13 protein-coding genes and 1 riboswitch are annotated in these 15,651 nt (G+C 62.9%); of the genes, 9 read left to right on the top strand and 4 right to left on the bottom strand.

Annotated elements, in window-relative coordinates:
• Window positions 1-193: 193 nt before the first annotated feature.
• Window positions 194-1,213 (bottom strand): aldo/keto reductase, encoded by a 1,020-nt coding sequence (locus SPHS8_RS15820; RefSeq protein ID WP_201516378.1) that lies wholly within the window; start codon window positions 1,211-1,213, stop codon window positions 194-196.
• A gap of 193 nt (window positions 1,214-1,406) precedes the next feature.
• Between SPHS8_RS15820 and SPHS8_RS15815 the strand changes: the two genes are divergently transcribed.
• The 3 genes from SPHS8_RS15815 to SPHS8_RS15805 all read left to right on the top strand — a co-directional run bounded on the left by SPHS8_RS15815 (window position 1,407) and on the right by SPHS8_RS15805 (window position 5,333).
• Complete coding sequence (locus tag SPHS8_RS15815; protein ID WP_097093039.1) at window positions 1,407-2,603, top strand: AAA family ATPase; 1,197 nt, start codon at window positions 1,407-1,409, stop codon at window positions 2,601-2,603.
• 224 nt (window positions 2,604-2,827) lie between these two features.
• The gene (locus SPHS8_RS15810) at window positions 2,828-3,919 is read left to right on the top strand and encodes a ParB/RepB/Spo0J family partition protein (protein WP_201516377.1); all 1,092 of its coding nucleotides are present in this window, start codon (window positions 2,828-2,830) and stop codon (window positions 3,917-3,919) included.
• A 211-nt stretch (window positions 3,920-4,130) separates the two neighbouring features.
• Complete coding sequence (locus SPHS8_RS15805; RefSeq protein ID WP_201516376.1) at window positions 4,131-5,333, top strand: replication initiator protein A; 1,203 nt, start codon at window positions 4,131-4,133, stop codon at window positions 5,331-5,333.
• Window positions 5,334-5,737: 404 nt separating this feature from the next.
• On the opposite strand, the gene SPHS8_RS15800 is transcribed toward SPHS8_RS15805, so the two are convergent.
• Window positions 5,738-6,688: a hypothetical protein gene (locus SPHS8_RS15800; protein WP_201516375.1), complete on the bottom strand. Its 951-nt coding sequence runs from the start codon at window positions 6,686-6,688 to the stop codon at window positions 5,738-5,740.
• Window positions 6,689-6,918: 230 nt separating this feature from the next.
• Window positions 6,919-6,996, top strand: a riboswitch (cyclic di-GMP riboswitch).
• Between the two features lie 149 nt (window positions 6,997-7,145).
• On the opposite strand from SPHS8_RS15800, the gene SPHS8_RS15795 reads away from it, so the two are divergent.
• A complete protein-coding gene (locus SPHS8_RS15795) occupies window positions 7,146-8,282 on the top strand; it encodes a hypothetical protein (protein WP_201516374.1) in 1,137 nt (378 codons plus the stop codon).
• Window positions 8,283-8,345: 63 nt separating this feature from the next.
• Entirely contained in the window at window positions 8,346-9,947 is a 1,602-nt protein-coding gene (locus SPHS8_RS15790) for a ShlB/FhaC/HecB family hemolysin secretion/activation protein (protein ID WP_201516373.1), read from the top strand.
• Window positions 9,948-9,951: 4 nt separating this feature from the next.
• Here SPHS8_RS15790 and SPHS8_RS15785 read toward each other — a convergent pair whose 3' ends face one another.
• The gene (locus SPHS8_RS15785) at window positions 9,952-10,566 is read right to left on the bottom strand and encodes a cupin (RefSeq protein ID WP_236575210.1); all 615 of its coding nucleotides are present in this window, start codon (window positions 10,564-10,566) and stop codon (window positions 9,952-9,954) included.
• Window positions 10,567-10,610: 44 nt separating this feature from the next.
• On the opposite strand from SPHS8_RS15785, the gene htpG reads away from it, so the two are divergent.
• A complete protein-coding gene (gene htpG / locus SPHS8_RS15780) occupies window positions 10,611-12,491 on the top strand; it encodes a molecular chaperone HtpG (RefSeq protein WP_201516372.1) in 1,881 nt (626 codons plus the stop codon).
• 42 nt (window positions 12,492-12,533) lie between these two features.
• Here htpG and SPHS8_RS15775 read toward each other — a convergent pair whose 3' ends face one another.
• Window positions 12,534-12,923, bottom strand: a complete 390-nt coding sequence (locus SPHS8_RS15775) for a nuclear transport factor 2 family protein (RefSeq protein ID WP_201516371.1) — start codon at window positions 12,921-12,923, stop codon at window positions 12,534-12,536.
• A gap of 198 nt (window positions 12,924-13,121) precedes the next feature.
• Here SPHS8_RS15775 and SPHS8_RS15770 point away from each other — a divergent pair, with 198 nt between their 5' ends.
• The 3 genes from SPHS8_RS15770 (at window position 13,122) to SPHS8_RS15760 (ending at window position 15,600) form a co-directional block, all read left to right on the top strand.
• Window positions 13,122-13,628 carry a hypothetical protein gene (locus tag SPHS8_RS15770; RefSeq protein WP_201516370.1) on the top strand — a complete coding sequence of 169 codons (507 nt, stop codon included), beginning with the start codon at window positions 13,122-13,124 and terminating at the stop codon, window positions 13,626-13,628.
• Between the two features lie 16 nt (window positions 13,629-13,644).
• Entirely contained in the window at window positions 13,645-13,950 is a 306-nt protein-coding gene (locus SPHS8_RS15765; protein WP_201516369.1) for a hypothetical protein, read from the top strand.
• Between the two features lie 147 nt (window positions 13,951-14,097).
• On the top strand, window positions 14,098-15,600 hold the full coding sequence (locus SPHS8_RS15760; protein WP_201516368.1) for an ATPase domain-containing protein: 1,503 nt from the start codon (window positions 14,098-14,100) through the stop codon (window positions 15,598-15,600).
• Window positions 15,601-15,651 lie beyond the last annotated feature (51 nt).

Below are 15,651 nucleotides of genomic sequence, written 5' to 3'. Positions count from 1 at the left end.
ATGATCCCCGATCCTTGCGTTCCGGGGGACTGGTGTCCGACTATGTTGGCGACCGATCGAAGCGAGAACCAGTGGCGCTCACCGCGTCGGTGGAGTGGCATCTAGGCGTGTCGGATGAGTCGGTCAACAGGAAAAAACATGAGCGGCCAATTTTCTTCTGTGTGGGGTCCTGAACGGCCGGAACACAGGCGTTTCAGGCCTGTTCCTCCAGTTCGCCGGGCCATGTTTCAGTCCCCACCTGCGCTTGCGCCTGCGCATTATAGCGCCCGCCCGAAGCCGCGCCCGGCGGAAACAGCGCATCGACCGCCGCCAATATAGCAGGCGAGAGATCAAGGTGAATCGCCGCCAGATCCTCATCCAGATGTGCGATGCTGGTGGTGCCGGGAATCGGCACGATAGTGTCGCCCTTGGCAAGCAGCCAGGAGAGGCACAGCTGCGCGCTGCTGCATCCGGCTTCTTCGGCCAGCATCCGCAGCTGGTCGTAAAGATCGAGATTGCGTCCAAGATGGGGTGGCTGGAACCGGGGCATGCCGGTCCGCAAATCGCCCTCCTCCACCCCTTCCCTGCCGATCCGCCCGGCGAGCAGCCCCCGTCCAACCGGCGAAAAGGCGACAAAGCCGATGCCCAGTTCAGCGCAAACATCCAGCACGGCGATTTCGGGATTGCGTGTCCAGGGCGAATATTCTGTCTGCACGGCGGCGATGGGATGGACGGCATGGGCGCGCCTGATCGTCGGCGCGGACATTTCGGACAGGCCGATCGCGCGGATCTTCCCCGCCTCCACGGCGCGTACCAGAGCGCCCATCGATTCTTCCACCGGCACCTTGGGATCAAGCCTGTGCATATAATAGAGGTCGATCTGCTCCACCCGCAAACGCCGCAGCGCCTGGTCCAGCACTTGGGCGATCGCTTGCGGAGACCCATCGAGCACGCGCCGTCCGTCGACTTCGCCAAGCACGCATTTGCTGGCCAGCGTGAACTCGCCGCGTCGGTGCATCAATGTGCGGCCGAGGAGTTCCTCATTCTGGCCAAAGCCGTAAATCGCTGCCGTGTCGAAGAAGGTGACCCCCGAATCGATCGCGTGCAGCAACAATCGCTCCGCCTGCTCCGGGTCCGGGGGCGGCAGATAAGCATGGCTGAGGTTCATGCACCCAAGCCCTATCGCCGATACGGAAAGCGGGCCCAGATGGCGGACCGGCAGTTTTGCGGGCATGTACATCCCCTGTCATATGCGCTTGCGCTGCTTAGCGGGCCGGAGCTTCTTGCCACGGCCTTGATGACGCAATTTTGACAATCAGGGCGGCCAGTTCAAGCCGCCGCATCATATTCCAGTAAAGATTGCGAATTTGAAGGATTTCTGCGATAGCATTCCCGATTGAGCTTCAACTTGGGCGTCGGGGTCGGAAATGAACGCAATAGTGAGCCAGATCGGGGATCTGGCCGAAGCCGGCGAAAAGATGGTCGAAAGGCTGCGCCGCAAGGCTTTTCTGCCTGACAGCCGAAAGGAACTCAACGTCCGCTTCGGCATCGCCGAAGCCGCGCAACTGCTTGGCTGCTCCACGAATCGGATTCGCATGGCGGAGGAAGATGGCCGCCTCCCCCCTGCCCCGCCGACCGAAAATGGCAGACGTCCCGGTTACAAGGTCGAGGAACTGCTGAACATGCGGCAGGTGCTGGGCGCTTCGCCCGAACGCGCGCCGCTCGACATTCCCGCGATCATCGCAGTGCAGAATTTCAAGGGCGGCGTCGGCAAATCGACCGTCACCACGCATCTGGCGCATTATTTCGCGGTCCAGGGATATCGGGTGCTCGTCGTCGATTGCGACAGCCAGGCGACCACCACCACCCTGTTCGGCTTCAACCCGCATTTCAATATTCAGCGGGAAGAGACGCTCTATCCCTATCTGTCGATCGATCCGACGCAGGTCGACCTGCTCTATGCGGTGAAGCATACCGCTTGGCCCAATGTCGATCTGATCCCGTCCAATCTAGAGCTATTCGACGTGGAATATGAGCTCGCGGCGGCGGGCAGCGACGGCGGTTCCGTTCTCGCCGCACGGTTTCGCAAGCTCAAGCAGGGCCTGATGGACCTCGCCCGCCATTATGATGTCGTGCTGCTCGATCCGCCGCCAGCGCTTGGCACGATCAGCCTTGCGGTGATGCAGGCGGCGAACGCCCTCTTGGTCCCGCTGGCCGCGACGACGCCCGACTTCTGCTCGACCGTCCAGTTCCTCTCGATGATGGATCAGGTCATCAACCAGTTGCAGACGGCGGGGATTGAGGTCGATTATCAGTTCGTCCGGCTGCTCTGCTCGAAATTCGACAGCAATGATCCCAGCCACTCGATGGTCCGCGCGATCATGGAACAGAGCTTCGGCCCTGCCCTGCTCCCCATTCCTATCCTCGACAGCGCGGAAATCAGCCATGCGGCGCTGCGCATGATGACCGTCTATGAGCTCGAAAAGCCGATCGGGACGCCGCGCACCCACAAGCGCTGCCGCGCCAATCTGGACGAAGCCATGGGGCAGATCGAAGCGCTCGTCCGCCAGGGCTGGGGCCGCGTCGCGCCTGCGCGGGAAGAGGATATCGTCAATGCGGCGTGAGACTTTGTTCACGCGGAGACGCCGAGGCGCTGAGATATGGCGCTCCGCCGCAGGCGAAACTCTCTGCTCAACTGTTCGGTGCAGCGAAGCCGCCCGCATGAAAGAGGCAGCTGCGCCGCAGCCACAACTCCTCCGCGTCTCCGCGCCTCCGCGTGAACCAAAATCAACACTGTCCTACACAGACATGTTCACCATATGTTCCCCGCGAATCGGAGGACAAGCCCATGGCGCGTAAGCAATCGGACTATCTGGCAGCGCTCTTGTCGGACGAGGCGGAAAACCCCGCCCCCGCTCCCGCGACTGACAGCCCGCCTGTTGCCGAGGCCGAAACGTCGCCCCCCTCCCCTCCCCCGGCTCGCCCCGAGCGCGCGCGCGGCGCAACGCTGCTCGGCCGCGAAACGGCTCTTGCCCGGCTCGCGTCAGGGGAAGTGCGGCAGGTCACGCAATTGCTGCTTGATCCCGCCCGCGTGCGCATATGGCGCGGCAATGCGCGGCTATATTCCCATCTTACCGAGGACAATTGCCGCGAGCTGATCGACTCCATCATCGCGGAGGGCGGACAGAAAGTGCCCGCGGTCGTGCGGCGGGTCGAGGGCGATCCGGACCATGATTATGAAGTGATCGCCGGCACGCGTCGCCATTTCTCGATCAGTTGGCTCCGCGCGCACAGCTACCCGGACATGATGTTCGTGGCGCAGGTCGCCCAGTTGGACGACGAGGCTGCCTTCCGTCTTGCGGACCTCGAAAACCGCGCGCGCAAGGACGTCACCGATCTTGAGCGCGCGCGCAATTATGCGGAGGCGCTCGGCACGCATTATGGCAGCCATCTGACGCGCATGGCAGAGCGGCTGAAGCTGTCCAAGGGCTGGCTCAGCAAGATGATCAAGGTCGCGGGCATTCCCGACGACATCATCGAAGCTTTCCCCTCGCCCGGTGATGTGCAGCTGAAGCCCGCTTACCCGCTGGCCCAGGCTCTTGACGATCCGAACGCTGCTGCGGCTGTCCGCGCCGAAGCAGTCCGGCTCGTTACGACACAACGGGAACGCCGCGTCGCCGGTGCTCCCCCGATCCCGGGGGCCGAAGTCCTCAAGCGCCTGCTCGACGCCCCGCGCGTGGCCGTGTCGCAGCCGAAGGAGGATCCCTTCACCTGGACCACGCGCTACGGTCGCCCTGCCCTCACCGTGCAGTCGGTTAATCGGCAGGGCATCACCATCCGTTTTCACGCGGGGTCGGGCGCCGACATGGAAACATTGGCAATGGCGCTCCGCGACACGCTCGAACATCTCGAACGGCAAGGGATGGGCTTGCAGCAGTGAAGCGCTCGGGGGGGCATAACGGCAGAGCAGGAATGGAGCGAGACTTGGCGCTCGCCTATCCCTCACGCCCTGTTTCCCCGGGGAAACAACTTGTCCGTCCCGGGGAGGGCCTGCCCCTCCCCTCCTGCGGAATCCGTTTTTTCTCGCCAATTCATTCATTGTTTCCCCGGGAAAACATTGGACTCGCTCTGCCTTTGCCAAGGAACTGCCTATGACCCGCACCGGCAAAGCAGAACTTACGGACCAGTTTGAACTGTTCCTCCCCTACATTGCGGACATGCCGCTGCGCGATCAGCGCGAGATGATGGAGCGCCCCTTCTTCAGCCTCGCCAAGTCGAAACGCGTCAAGCCGATCGACTACACGTCTCCTGACGGCAAAGCCTGGGTCCATGTCTCCGCCAATCCCGATTATGGCATGGCCACCATCTGGGACGCCGACATTCTCATCTATTGCGCCTCTGTGCTCGCCGACATGGCGCGGCGCGGGGTCAACGACGTGCCACGCAAACTGCATCTCATGCCTTATGATCTGCTGCGCGCAATCCACCGTCCGACGACTGGCCGCGCCTATGAATTGCTGGGCCAATCGCTAGACCGGCTCGTCTCCACCACGATCAAGACCAACATTCGCGCCGAAAATCGCCGGGAGGCAACCTTCAGCTGGCTTGATGGCTGGACCCAGCTTGTTGACGAACGCACCGAACGTTCGCGCGGCATGACGATCGAACTCAGCAACTGGTTCTATGAAGGCGTGCTGATGCAGGGCGGTGTCCTGTCCATCGATCGCGCCTATTTCGACCTGACCGGCGGCCGGGAGCGCTGGCTCTACAAGGTAGCGCGCAAGCATGCCGGTGGGGCGGGGGAGGGGGGCTTCTCCATTTCGATGCCCACCCTGTTCGAAAAGTCCGGCGCAGAAGGCGCCTATCGCCGCTTCAAGTTCGAGATCGCCAAGATCGCCGAACGCGACCCGCTACCCGGTTACACCCTGCTCCTCGAACAACCGCAGGGCAAGCGCGAGCCTTCCCTGCGCATGAGCCGCCGCATAGTGGAAGCGGCCAAGGCGACGAGCAAATCCCCCGCTGCAAAGCCCACGGCTACCCAAACGACGTCGGTGAATGGAGCGCCATCGGCAGCCCGCTTATCGGCAAAAGGCGACGCCGAGCCCTTGTTCGACGCTTCCGACGTGATCCGCCGCACCGTCACTGGTCTTTCTTCCCGAGTGACGGCCGGTGAATTGACGGACGCCACATTGGCCACTTTGCGCGCCGATTGTCCGGGTTGGGACTATCAGTCGCTCCATCAGGATTTCCGCAACTGGCTCGACGCTGATCCTACGCGAACCCCAGTGAACTATCAGAAGGCCTTCATCGGCTTCGTGCGCCGCTTCCACGAAAAGAACCGCCACACCCTCTGACCGCCCCCCGCAGATAAGACGCGGCCTCCGTTATCATCGCGACATTTCGTAAGCCGTTCCCGAAGTGTCGGTAGCCCTCCCCGCTTGATCGATCACAATTTCGAACGAATCTCTGCGACTACATTTCATCCACAGCTTTTGAACGACATTTAGCAGCCATCTTGCGCAACTGATTCAATCCCGGTGGAGAGAGCAGCTCCAAAACGGCACCTTCGACATTCCGGGAACGGCACACGGTCCTTCAGGAACGATAGCCCGACACTTCAGGAACGGGTTGCTCGACACTCCGGGAACGGATAGCCGACCTTTCGGGAACAGCAGCTTGGTCCGACTCGTGCATCTTCAACGATTCGTGCGCGGCTCCGGCCGCCGTAACTCTCTAACTTTCCTTATAAACCCTGTAACTAACCCGAGATTTTCTGGTTATTGGAGAGAAGAGGAGAGGCAAGCTGCGCGACCAACTTGGTCGCTCCCTGGTGCGAGATGCCGAGCAGGCGGGCGACCGCCATCTTGCTCAACCCGGGATAGGCCAGTTCCAGCCGCATCAGCAGGGGTGCCTTGCTCCGTTTGGTTACGGGAAGCTCGTCGGGCAGTTTCTTCAGCCTCGCCTCAAGCCGGTTCAATTCTGCCAACCCTTGTGCTGCCTGCCTTTGAATCATGCCGAACAGCTGGCCAGTCAGCGTCGGCGCATCAATGCCGGGAAAACGGGGAAGGTCGACGAATGAGGGCAACCGCCGCAACGTCAGCCCCGATGCTTCAAGGGCAGCAGGAACATGCGCCGCGATTACCCATCCAAGGTCTGGCTGGCGCGGGTCGATCTGCAACTGCCGCCCATCCGCGGTCGTCAGCAACTGACCGCCGCTGGTGGGCGCCGCCAAGCCCTCTCGCGCAGCGATAAGCCGCTCCGCCACGGCCTGGACACTCGAAGCAGGGTAGGGCGCCTCCACCAAGGCTTGGACGGCCCGCCAGGCAGGACCGAAGCGCACCAGATCGTCCGGCGCCCATATTTCAGCTTCCTTCCGGTCGTCCAGAAGCTGCCGCGATATATTGAGTGTCGCGCGCGCGATGGGATCTCGTTGGCTTTCGCTGGCCGAAAGAGCAAAATGGACAAGCGCCGCGATCGACAGCGGGTCGTTCAACCCCTCGCTATGCCGTGGGGGAGGTGTGCGGCCGCAAATCCAGTCCTCCAGATCCCGGACGGCGATCGGCACCGACGCAACGCTGGCAAGTGCCGCAGCGCCCTTCACCCGCGCCCGCGCGAGCCAGATGTCGGTCGCAGGACTGTTGGCAAGCCGTCCGTCCAGCCGTCCGAGCAATAACAGCGCCTGCTCTGCAGATAACGAAAAACCCAGCATTTCTCGGGCTTAGCAAGATAAGGCGTACAACCAAACAGATATGTTGGTTGCAGGTGCTTTTTGGTGCGTTACGGATGCAGCAGACCTACGATGCGGGGCTGACGGGAGCAGATCAAAAAGCGAAAGCGCGTCCAAAATTCCATCGCCATGAAAAGTAACCATAAAAATGAGATTTTTTCATCGTGCCACAGAACCAAGCTGCCACTTGGGCGTTACGGCTGAAGGATCGATCCCGACAAAGGCAAACCGATGGTGACATCGGGACGCAAAGTTTCCGGCCTTGCTTGCAAGGTAGCGGGGCCGCCGAAGGAGCCGAGGTTCAGGTTAATCAGTGCAAGTCCGTCGTCACTCATAAATATAACAGGGCAGCGCATGTGCACGCCTCATGCCTATTCGACCCGTTCGCGTGGCCTCGTCTGCGTCAGCAAGAAATGCTGGATCAGATAGGAGAAGGTTTGTGGCACACGGACTAACCAGCGATCGAACGGCGCGGAAAAGCGCATTTGCAACCCTGGCCGCATGTTCCGGCCTCATGCTGGTGCTGAGCGCCTGTGAAAGCAGCGGCGGCACGCGCATCGCGACTGTTGGAGCAAGTAACCCCGGTTCAGGCTCGGGCAGCGGCGGGAGTGGCGGCGGTACAGGCGGGGGATCGGGCACTGGAACGGAGGGCGGTTCCGGAACAGGTGGCGGCACTGGCACCGGCGGTGGAACAGGCGGATCGGGAACCGGGGGCGCGAGTGGTTCGGATTCTGGCGGAACAGGCAGCGGCGGCGCGACAAGCGCTGCTCTTGGCCCGCTGTCACCCGTACTGGTGACAGCGGGCAATGCCGTGCTCGGCGTTTCGGACGGGCAGGGCAGTGTCACAACCCCGGTGGCGACCGCGCTCCCCTTGTTGCAACCTGTGACCGGCACGATCACCCGCGTTCTCACCGATACCGGTACGGTGCTGGTGGATGCAGGCGAGGGCCGGACGCTGTTGCTTCAGGGCGCTCAGGGCGTCGTTGGCGATCTGGTCAGCATCGATGTCGGTGGCCGGACCGTCATAGAAGGGCTGAACGGCACGACAGGCGCGATCGGCGTCGGTGTGCTCGGCAGCACGCAGCCTGTGGGCACAGTGGCGACCGTGGGCGTGCTGAACGCGGGCAACACCGTGCTTGCCGACGTGAATGGCATAGCCGACGTCCGCGTCACCAATATCACCGCGCCCACCGGCGGCATTGCGTCCAATTTGCTTGATGTGGCGCTGGGCGGCAATCAATTGCTGGGTAACGGAAGCCCTGCGGTCGTCGAGGCGAACATATTGCCCGGCGGCTTGCCGGCGACCGGCAGCGGAAGCACTGGCGGACTGCTCGCGCCCGTCACATCGGTCGTCAATGGCGTGACCTCCACCACATCGGGCCTCACCTCGACCGTGCAACAAACCGCCGGGCAGGCTCTTGCGCCCATCGGCGTAGCCGCAGGCGCCACGACAGGCGGAGCCACCGCCGAAGCAGGCGCGACGGCGTCCCCAGGCGGGCTTCTCGCGCCGGTGACGGGCACAGTGTCCGGCACGCTTAACAGCCTGACGGGCGGGCTGAACCTCACAAGGCCCTGACCATCCTTCCGGAGGCGCGCTGCTGATCGTGCCTCCGGACGCTTCTTCCCAGGACATTCCCCTATGATGGCTGCGCTTATCTCGGCGGCGGCGCCCTGGCTGCTGGCTGCCCAGACTTCCCCGACCTTGCTTGCTCCCCCGCTGATCGAACAGGCGACGCAACCTCGGCCCGGGGAGGGGCAGGGCCAGCGAGTGCCGCCGCCCACGTCCGGCCGCATAGCCGTGCAGGCGGGCGACAATAGCACGATCATCCAGGCCATCGACTTTGTCGGTGTCGAGGCTCCCGAACGCGTTGCCCAGGCAGCAAAGGCCTATCTCGGCAAGCCAGCGTCGGGGGAAAATCTCAAGGCGCTCGCGGAGGCGGTGTCGAAAGCCTATGCCAAGAGCGGCGTCGCGCTCTACACCGTCGCCATTCCCCAGCAGGATTTGTCCAGCGGCCGGGTGAAGCTGTTGCTCGCCGAAGGCTTTGTCGAGGATATCACTTATCCCAAGGGCGCCAGTCCGCTCGTCCGCGCCTATGCCGAGCGGCTGCGCAAGGAAAAGCCGCTCAGCCGCCGTTCGTTGGAACGCTATCTGTCCCTGATGCGCGACATTCCGGGCGCGAAGGTCGATGTGGGCCTCAACAGGGGGAGGGAAGCAGGCGCCGTTCAACTGTCCGTCACGCCGGAACGCAAATACAGCAATTTCAGCTTCGGCATCGACAATCGGACCCAGGCAGGCCTGGGCACCGGCCAACTCCGCGCGACGGGCCAGCTTTTCAGCCTGCTGCGGGATGGCGATCGTACCGATATCACCTTGCTCGCGGCGACCGACCTCAAGCGATATCGCTATGCCGGGCTCAGCCATCAAACGCCGCTCGGGTCGGACGGCCTGACCTTCGGCCTTGCGGCTTCCCATCTGGACACAAGGCTGAAGGATTTTCCGATCACTGGCAAAGCCTGGACGCTCGGAGCCTCGCTCAGCTACCCGATAATTCGAGGCTACAAGCGTAATCTTACCGTCAGCGCTGGCTTGGACGGGTTGAACAGCGATGCTGCGCTACTGGGTTCGGTGCTGTCATCAGATCACATTCGGGCAGCACGCGCGGCGGTCGGCTACTCGGCTATCAACGAAAAAAGCGTTTTCAGCGCGTCGCTTAACCTTGGCCGCGGCCTCGATATCCTGGACGCGCGCGGTACGCCGGGCTTTACCGATCCTGTCTTTACCAAGGTGACGGGCCGGGTGGGCTATGACCGGATGCTGGGCGAGCGTTTCGTCGGACGGCTGCGCCTCGCCGGACAATATAGCGCGGACCGGCTTTCAGGAAACGAGCGCTTCGCGATCGGCGGTCCCGAATTCGGCCGGGCGTTCGATACGGCGGTGCTCAGCGGCGATCGCGGCGCGGCGGGGTCGCTGGAGCTGGCGTGGCGTCCCGACATCGCCGCCAAGCTCAAGGATAGCGAGGTCTACGGCTTCATCGATGGCGCGAAGATTCGCGTGCTCGAACGCGCGGCCTTGCCCGCCGCCGACTATGACCTTGCCTCGGCAGGCGGCGGGCTACGGATCGTCTACAATCCGCACGCGTCGCTCAGCTTGGAAGGTGCGCGGGTGATCGACCAGGCCTTTGCGGGCGGAGATAGCGGCTGGCGCTTCAACATCGGCTGGTATGTGAAGCTGCGACGTTAAGGCGCTACAGCGGCGCCTTCCAATGATCGTTCAGCGTCCCGCCGGGTCCATCAAGCGGATCGGAGGCGGGGAAGGGGAGGGTGGTCATGCGTTCCCGCGCCTCCTCGTCAGGCGCGGCGCGGCATATGTCCCAGTGCTGCCCCTCGGGATAACCGCCGACGACCAGGAAATCCTCGCTGCTCCTCAGCGCGCAATGTCCCGTGCCGGTGGGCAGCAGCAGGGCGTCCCCCGCGCTCACTTCGATCTCGCGCCCGCCGGGTCCGCCAATCATCAGCAGCGCCGTGCCTGCCGCGATGCCCAGCACCTCATGCGCAGTCGAATGATAATGATGATAGTCATAGATGCCGTCGCGCCACTGCGCGGGCCATCCATGTCGCGCAAAGGCCTCTTCAAATACATGCGCTGTCTCATCGCACGAGGCGGGAGCAATCGCGCGCCGGTAGAGGATGACCGGCAGGCGGCCATTGTTCGGCACCCAATCATGTTCCGCCAGCAAATAGGTTTCGACCTGCACGCGCGCCTCCTTAATGATGGGGGTGAAAGCGCCGAACCGGCAATCGCGATCCATGGTTCCGCCGTCATTCTTCTCACGCTTGAAACGCGAGCCGTGCCGCGCCATCTGTCCGGCGGCCAAAATTCATTGGAGGGCATGAAAGAAACGCCATGACGAACCCGACCGACGTTGCTCCTGAAACCCGTTCCTTCGAAGCTGACGTAGCCAAATTGCTGCACCTGATGGTGCACTCGGTCTATTCGGACAAGGATGTGTTCCTGCGCGAACTCATCTCCAACGCCGCCGATGCCTGCGAAAAGCTGCGCTATGAGAGCCTCAGCGATCCCGCGCTCGCCGCTGGCGGGAGCCCGCAAGTGACGGTGACGCTCGATCCCGAAGCGCGCCAGCTCATGATCGAGGATAATGGCATCGGCATGAGCGAGGCCGAACTGGTCGAGGCGCTCGGCACGATCGCGCGTTCGGGCACGAAGGCGTTCATGGAGCGTGTCGCCAGCGCCAAGGATGCGGAAGGCACACAGCTGATCGGCCAATTCGGCGTTGGCTTCTATTCCGCCTTCATGGTGGCCGATCGGGTCGATGTCCTCTCGCGCCGGGCAGGTTCCGATCAGGCGGCGCGCTGGTCGTCCGATGGCCTTGGCACCTACACCGTCCAATCCGCCGATACAGCCGAAGCACCGCAACATGGCACGCGCGTCCTGTTGCATCTCAAGGAGGATGCGGCGTCCTACACTGAACGCTATCGCGTCCAGCAGATCATCAAGGATCAGTCCGGCCATGTGCCGGTGCCGATCTTCCTCAAGGAAAAGCCCGATGCGGATGCCGAGCAGATTGCGGACGGCGCGGCGCTCTGGACCAAGCCCAAGAGCGAGATCAGCGCCGAAGAATATACCGACTTCTATCGCAGCGTCGCGGGTCAGTTCGACCAGCCAGCGTTGACACTGCACTATCGGGCCGAAGGGTTGCATGAATATTCCGTGCTCGCCTTCATTCCCGAAATGAAGCCGTTCGACCTTTTCGATCCGGACCGCACCGGCCACATGAAGCTGTATGTTCGCCGCGTCTTCATCACGGACGAGGCGGAGATATTGCCGCGCTACCTGCGTTTCGTGCGCGGTCTGGTTGATTCGAGCGACCTGCCGCTCAACGTTTCGCGCGAGATGATCCAGCAGAGCCCCGTTCTCGCCGCGATCCAGAAGGGCGTCAGCAATCGCGTGCTCACCGAACTGGAGAAGCTCTCCGCCAATGATGGCGAGGGCTATATCAAATTCTGGGACAATTTCGGTGCGGTGCTGAAGGAGGGGCTGTACGAGGATTACGCCCGGCGCGAGCAGTTGCTCGGCCTAGCCCGCTTCAAATCCACGGCATCCGGCGAAGGCTGGCGTTCGCTCAAGGACTATGCGGAGGGCATGAAGGAGAACCAGACGGCGATCTACTACGCCACCGGTTCCGATCTTGACCGGGTCGCTTCCTCTCCGCAGTTGGAAGGTTTCCGCGCGCGCGGTATCGAGGTGCTGCTGCTGACGGATCAGGTAGACAGCTTCTGGGTCACCGCTGGCGTCGACTATGACGGCAAACCTTTCAAATCGGTGACGCAGGGCCTTGCCGACCTCAGCCTCATCCCTCTGCCCGAGGGTGAAACGGAGGCGCCCGCTGCGTCGGAGGAAGTCAGCAGCTTCATCGATTTCGCGAAACAGCTCTTGAAGGACCAGGTATCGGATGTCCGGGTGTCCGAACGGCTGACTGAAAGCCTCGTCTGCCTTGTGGCGGCCGAACATGGCATGGACCGGCAGCTGGAAAAGCTGCTGGCAGCTGCCGGACGGGGCGGCGGCGCTTCGGCGCCTGTGCTGGAACTCAATCCGCGCCACAACCTCATCGTTGGGTTGAGCGGCCTCCAGGACGGCAGCAGCTTGCGCGAGGATGCCGCCTGGCTGCTGCTGGACGAGGCGCGGATTGCCGATGGCGAACTGCCTGCCGATCCGCGCGCCTTTGCCGAACGGCTCGGGCGGGTGATGGCGAAGGCTTTGGGCTAGAGACGATCGGCTGGCCCGGCGTCATTGCCGGGCCAGCCAGCATCAGGCGAGCGTCACGAAAATCTCGGCTTCTATCAGCCACTCGCCGCGAAGTTTGCGCCATTTCGCGCTGTAGATGCCTGACGCAGCAGGCTCCTGCGTGTCTGCGGCCACGCCCTTCCATTCACCCTGTTCCATGGCGATGGGTTCGATTGGCGAGACGGTTATGCAGGTCGGCATCCGGACATAGACTATGCGCTGGGGCGACGCGAATTCGCGCTTCCATGCCATCAACTGCGCCCTGCGGCCCGTGATGACCCCGCTGTCGCTGCCAGTCACAAGTATCGCTCCGGACGACAGCAGCGGCCCAATCGTGCTCAGGTCCATGTCTGCCAGAGCGCGGTTGAACGCCGCCCGCTGCATTCGGATCGCAAGGTCGCAGGATTGGGTCACGCATCACTCCGATCTGACTGGCCGCTGTGGCCCGCTATGACGGAGCGCCCGCTGTGCCGCAAGGACAGGGGCAGAAGCAAAACCGGCCGCCGTTCTTTCCCGTCGCTTTGGCGCTGCTCCGGTAAGCGGGCTCCGACGATGGGAACACGCTCCCCGCCAAGCCGTTAGCCCCAGCAGATACAGCATAGGAGGCCGACCATGGATGCCCGGCGGATCAGCCTTGGCCTAGGAATTTTCTCGATTGCTCTGGGCGTGGCCGAAATAGCCGCGACCCGCCGGATTGCCCGCGCCCTGGGCAATGATCATCGCGCGGGGCGCACCACCTTGCGCGTCTTCGGCGCGCGGGAGATGCTCGCCGGGGCAGGGTTGCTCGCCGCGCCAGCGCATTCGACGCTGGTGTGGAACCGGGTGGCAGGCGACGCCATGGATTTGGCAGCCCTTGGCCTCGCCGCTCGCAGTGCGCCGCGCCATCGCGGCGTCTGGGGAGCCGTCGCCTTCGTCGCGGGAGCCACCATCATCGACGCACTTGTGGCGCGGGCTCTCGACAAGGAAACGGGCAAGGCCTTCCCCGCCCGCCGGGATGCGAGCCGCACGCAGCAGGTGCGGCATCTCGGCCGCCAGATGCATGATGCTGATCATCATCCCACCACGATCGAGCCTGAGGACATGCCCTTCGTCCGTGCGCCCGAAGTGACCCACCACTGACGAGGATTTCGCTACCATGATCCGCAAGCTCGCCTTTCTCGCCGGTGCAGGCTTCATCGCCAAGAAGCTGTTCGACCGATCCCGCTCCGATGCGCAACCGACGCCCGGATCAACCACGACGCGGTCCCGCCCCAGTCAGGCGTCTACCGAGCCCTCGACCGGTCATGTTCCCGCCGATCTGCTGGGTGACAGCCATCCCGATGGCACCGTCAGGGCGGAGGAGCATTATCGCCCTGATCCCACCGCGCCCGTCCCGCCTGAGGACCGCGAAAGCTTGCGCCCCGTCACTGCGCCTGCGCCCCACGATCCGCCTGGCCGCTAAGCCATGACAAAGATGCAACCGCCTGCATGAAAAGGCGTTAATGCCGGCATGACTGGCGGTGCGGCACGTTCCTCGCTTTGGCGGGAGGCAATGGATTTTCTCACGTCGATTGATATGGTGACGGCCGTGCTGCGGAGGCATGGCTGAATGACCGGAATTTTTGATCGCGTTTCCACCGGCAATGCTGGGCTGGACTTGGTGCTGGGCGGCGGCCTCCCTGCCCAGCGGCTCTATCTCGTCGAAGGTGCGCCCGGATCGGGTAAAACCACCCTTGCCCTCCAATTCTTGTTGGAAGGGGTGAAGGCTGGCGAACGGGTACTATATGTGACCCTTTCTGAAACGAGCGAAGAATTATCCGTGGTGGCCGCCTCTCACGGGTGGAGCCTCGACAATGTCGACCTGTTCGAACTTGCTTCAGCCGAGTCGGTGCTTGGCATTGGGCGCGATCAATCCATCCTTCACAGCTGGGAGATGGAGCTGGGCGGCACGATCGACCTGATCCGGGAAGAGGTGCAGCGGATCAAGCCGCGGCGCATCGTGTTCGACAGTCTTTCCGAATTGAGGCTGCTCGCACAGGATCCGCTTCGTTACCGGCGCCAGCTGCTGTTCCTGAAGCAGTTCTTTGCTCAGATCGACACGACGGTCCTGCTGGTAGATGACCTGACGGGTGGCGCTGGTGTTCGCGACAATCATCTGCACAGCCTGTGCCACGGCGTCATCACGCTCGAGCGGCTGACACTGGATTTCGGAGCGGCCCGGCGGCGGATGCAAATCCAGAAGATGCGGGGCGTCGATTTCGTCGCGGGATACCACGACATGATCATTCGCAAAGGCGGCATCGACATCTTTCCGCGCCTCATCGCGTCCGATCATCATGCGCCGTTCGTGGGTGATCCGGTGCCGAGCAAGATCCCCGAACTGGACGCCATTCTGGGCGGCGGTCCCCAGCGCGGCACTACCACGCTCATCACCGGCCCGGCTGGCGCAGGTAAGACGACACTGGCCTTGCAATATGTGGTTGCCGTCTGCGAACGGGGCGAAAATGCGGTCATCTACGAATTTGACGAGCGGATCGGGACGCTGATCAGCCGCGCCAAATTGTTCGGCACCGATCTTCAGGCATTGATGGATGACGGCAGGCTCGTCATCCGCCAGATCGATCCAGCCGAGGTGGCGCCCGGGGAATTTGCCTCAATGGTCCGGCGCGAGGTTGAGGATCGGAATGCGCGCATCGTGCTTGTCGACAGCCTCAATGGCTATCTCGCGGCCATGTCGCAGGAACAGCAGCTCATCCTTCAATTGCATGAGCTGCTGTCCTACCTCAGCCATCGCGGCGTCGTGACTTTGCTGGTCAATCCGCAGCAGGGCTTCTTCGGATCGATGAGCGCCGACGAACTTAACGTGTCCTACATCGCCGACATCGTCATCCTCCTGCGTTTCTTCGAAGCGGAGGGCCGCATCCGCAAGGCGCTGTCCGTGATCAAGCATCGCAGCGGCGCGCATGAGGACTCGATCCGTGAATTCCGCATCGATTCTCACGGTGTTCGGGTAGGCGCACCCCTGTCCGACTTCCGGGGCGTGCTCACCGGCACACCGCAATATCTGGGCGCTGCCTCACCGTTGATGGAGGACCGCCCCGGCCGTGCATAAGGCCGCATCCCCGTCCCTTCGGGTCCTTGTCAGCGCACCTTATGGCAGCGA

This window comes from Sphingobium sp. S6 (assembly GCF_905120495.1).
GTDB lineage: Bacteria > Pseudomonadota > Alphaproteobacteria > Sphingomonadales > Sphingomonadaceae > Sphingobium > Sphingobium agri.
Note: the sequence above shows the minus strand (reverse complement) of the source record. Positions and strands in the feature narration are given on the sequence as shown.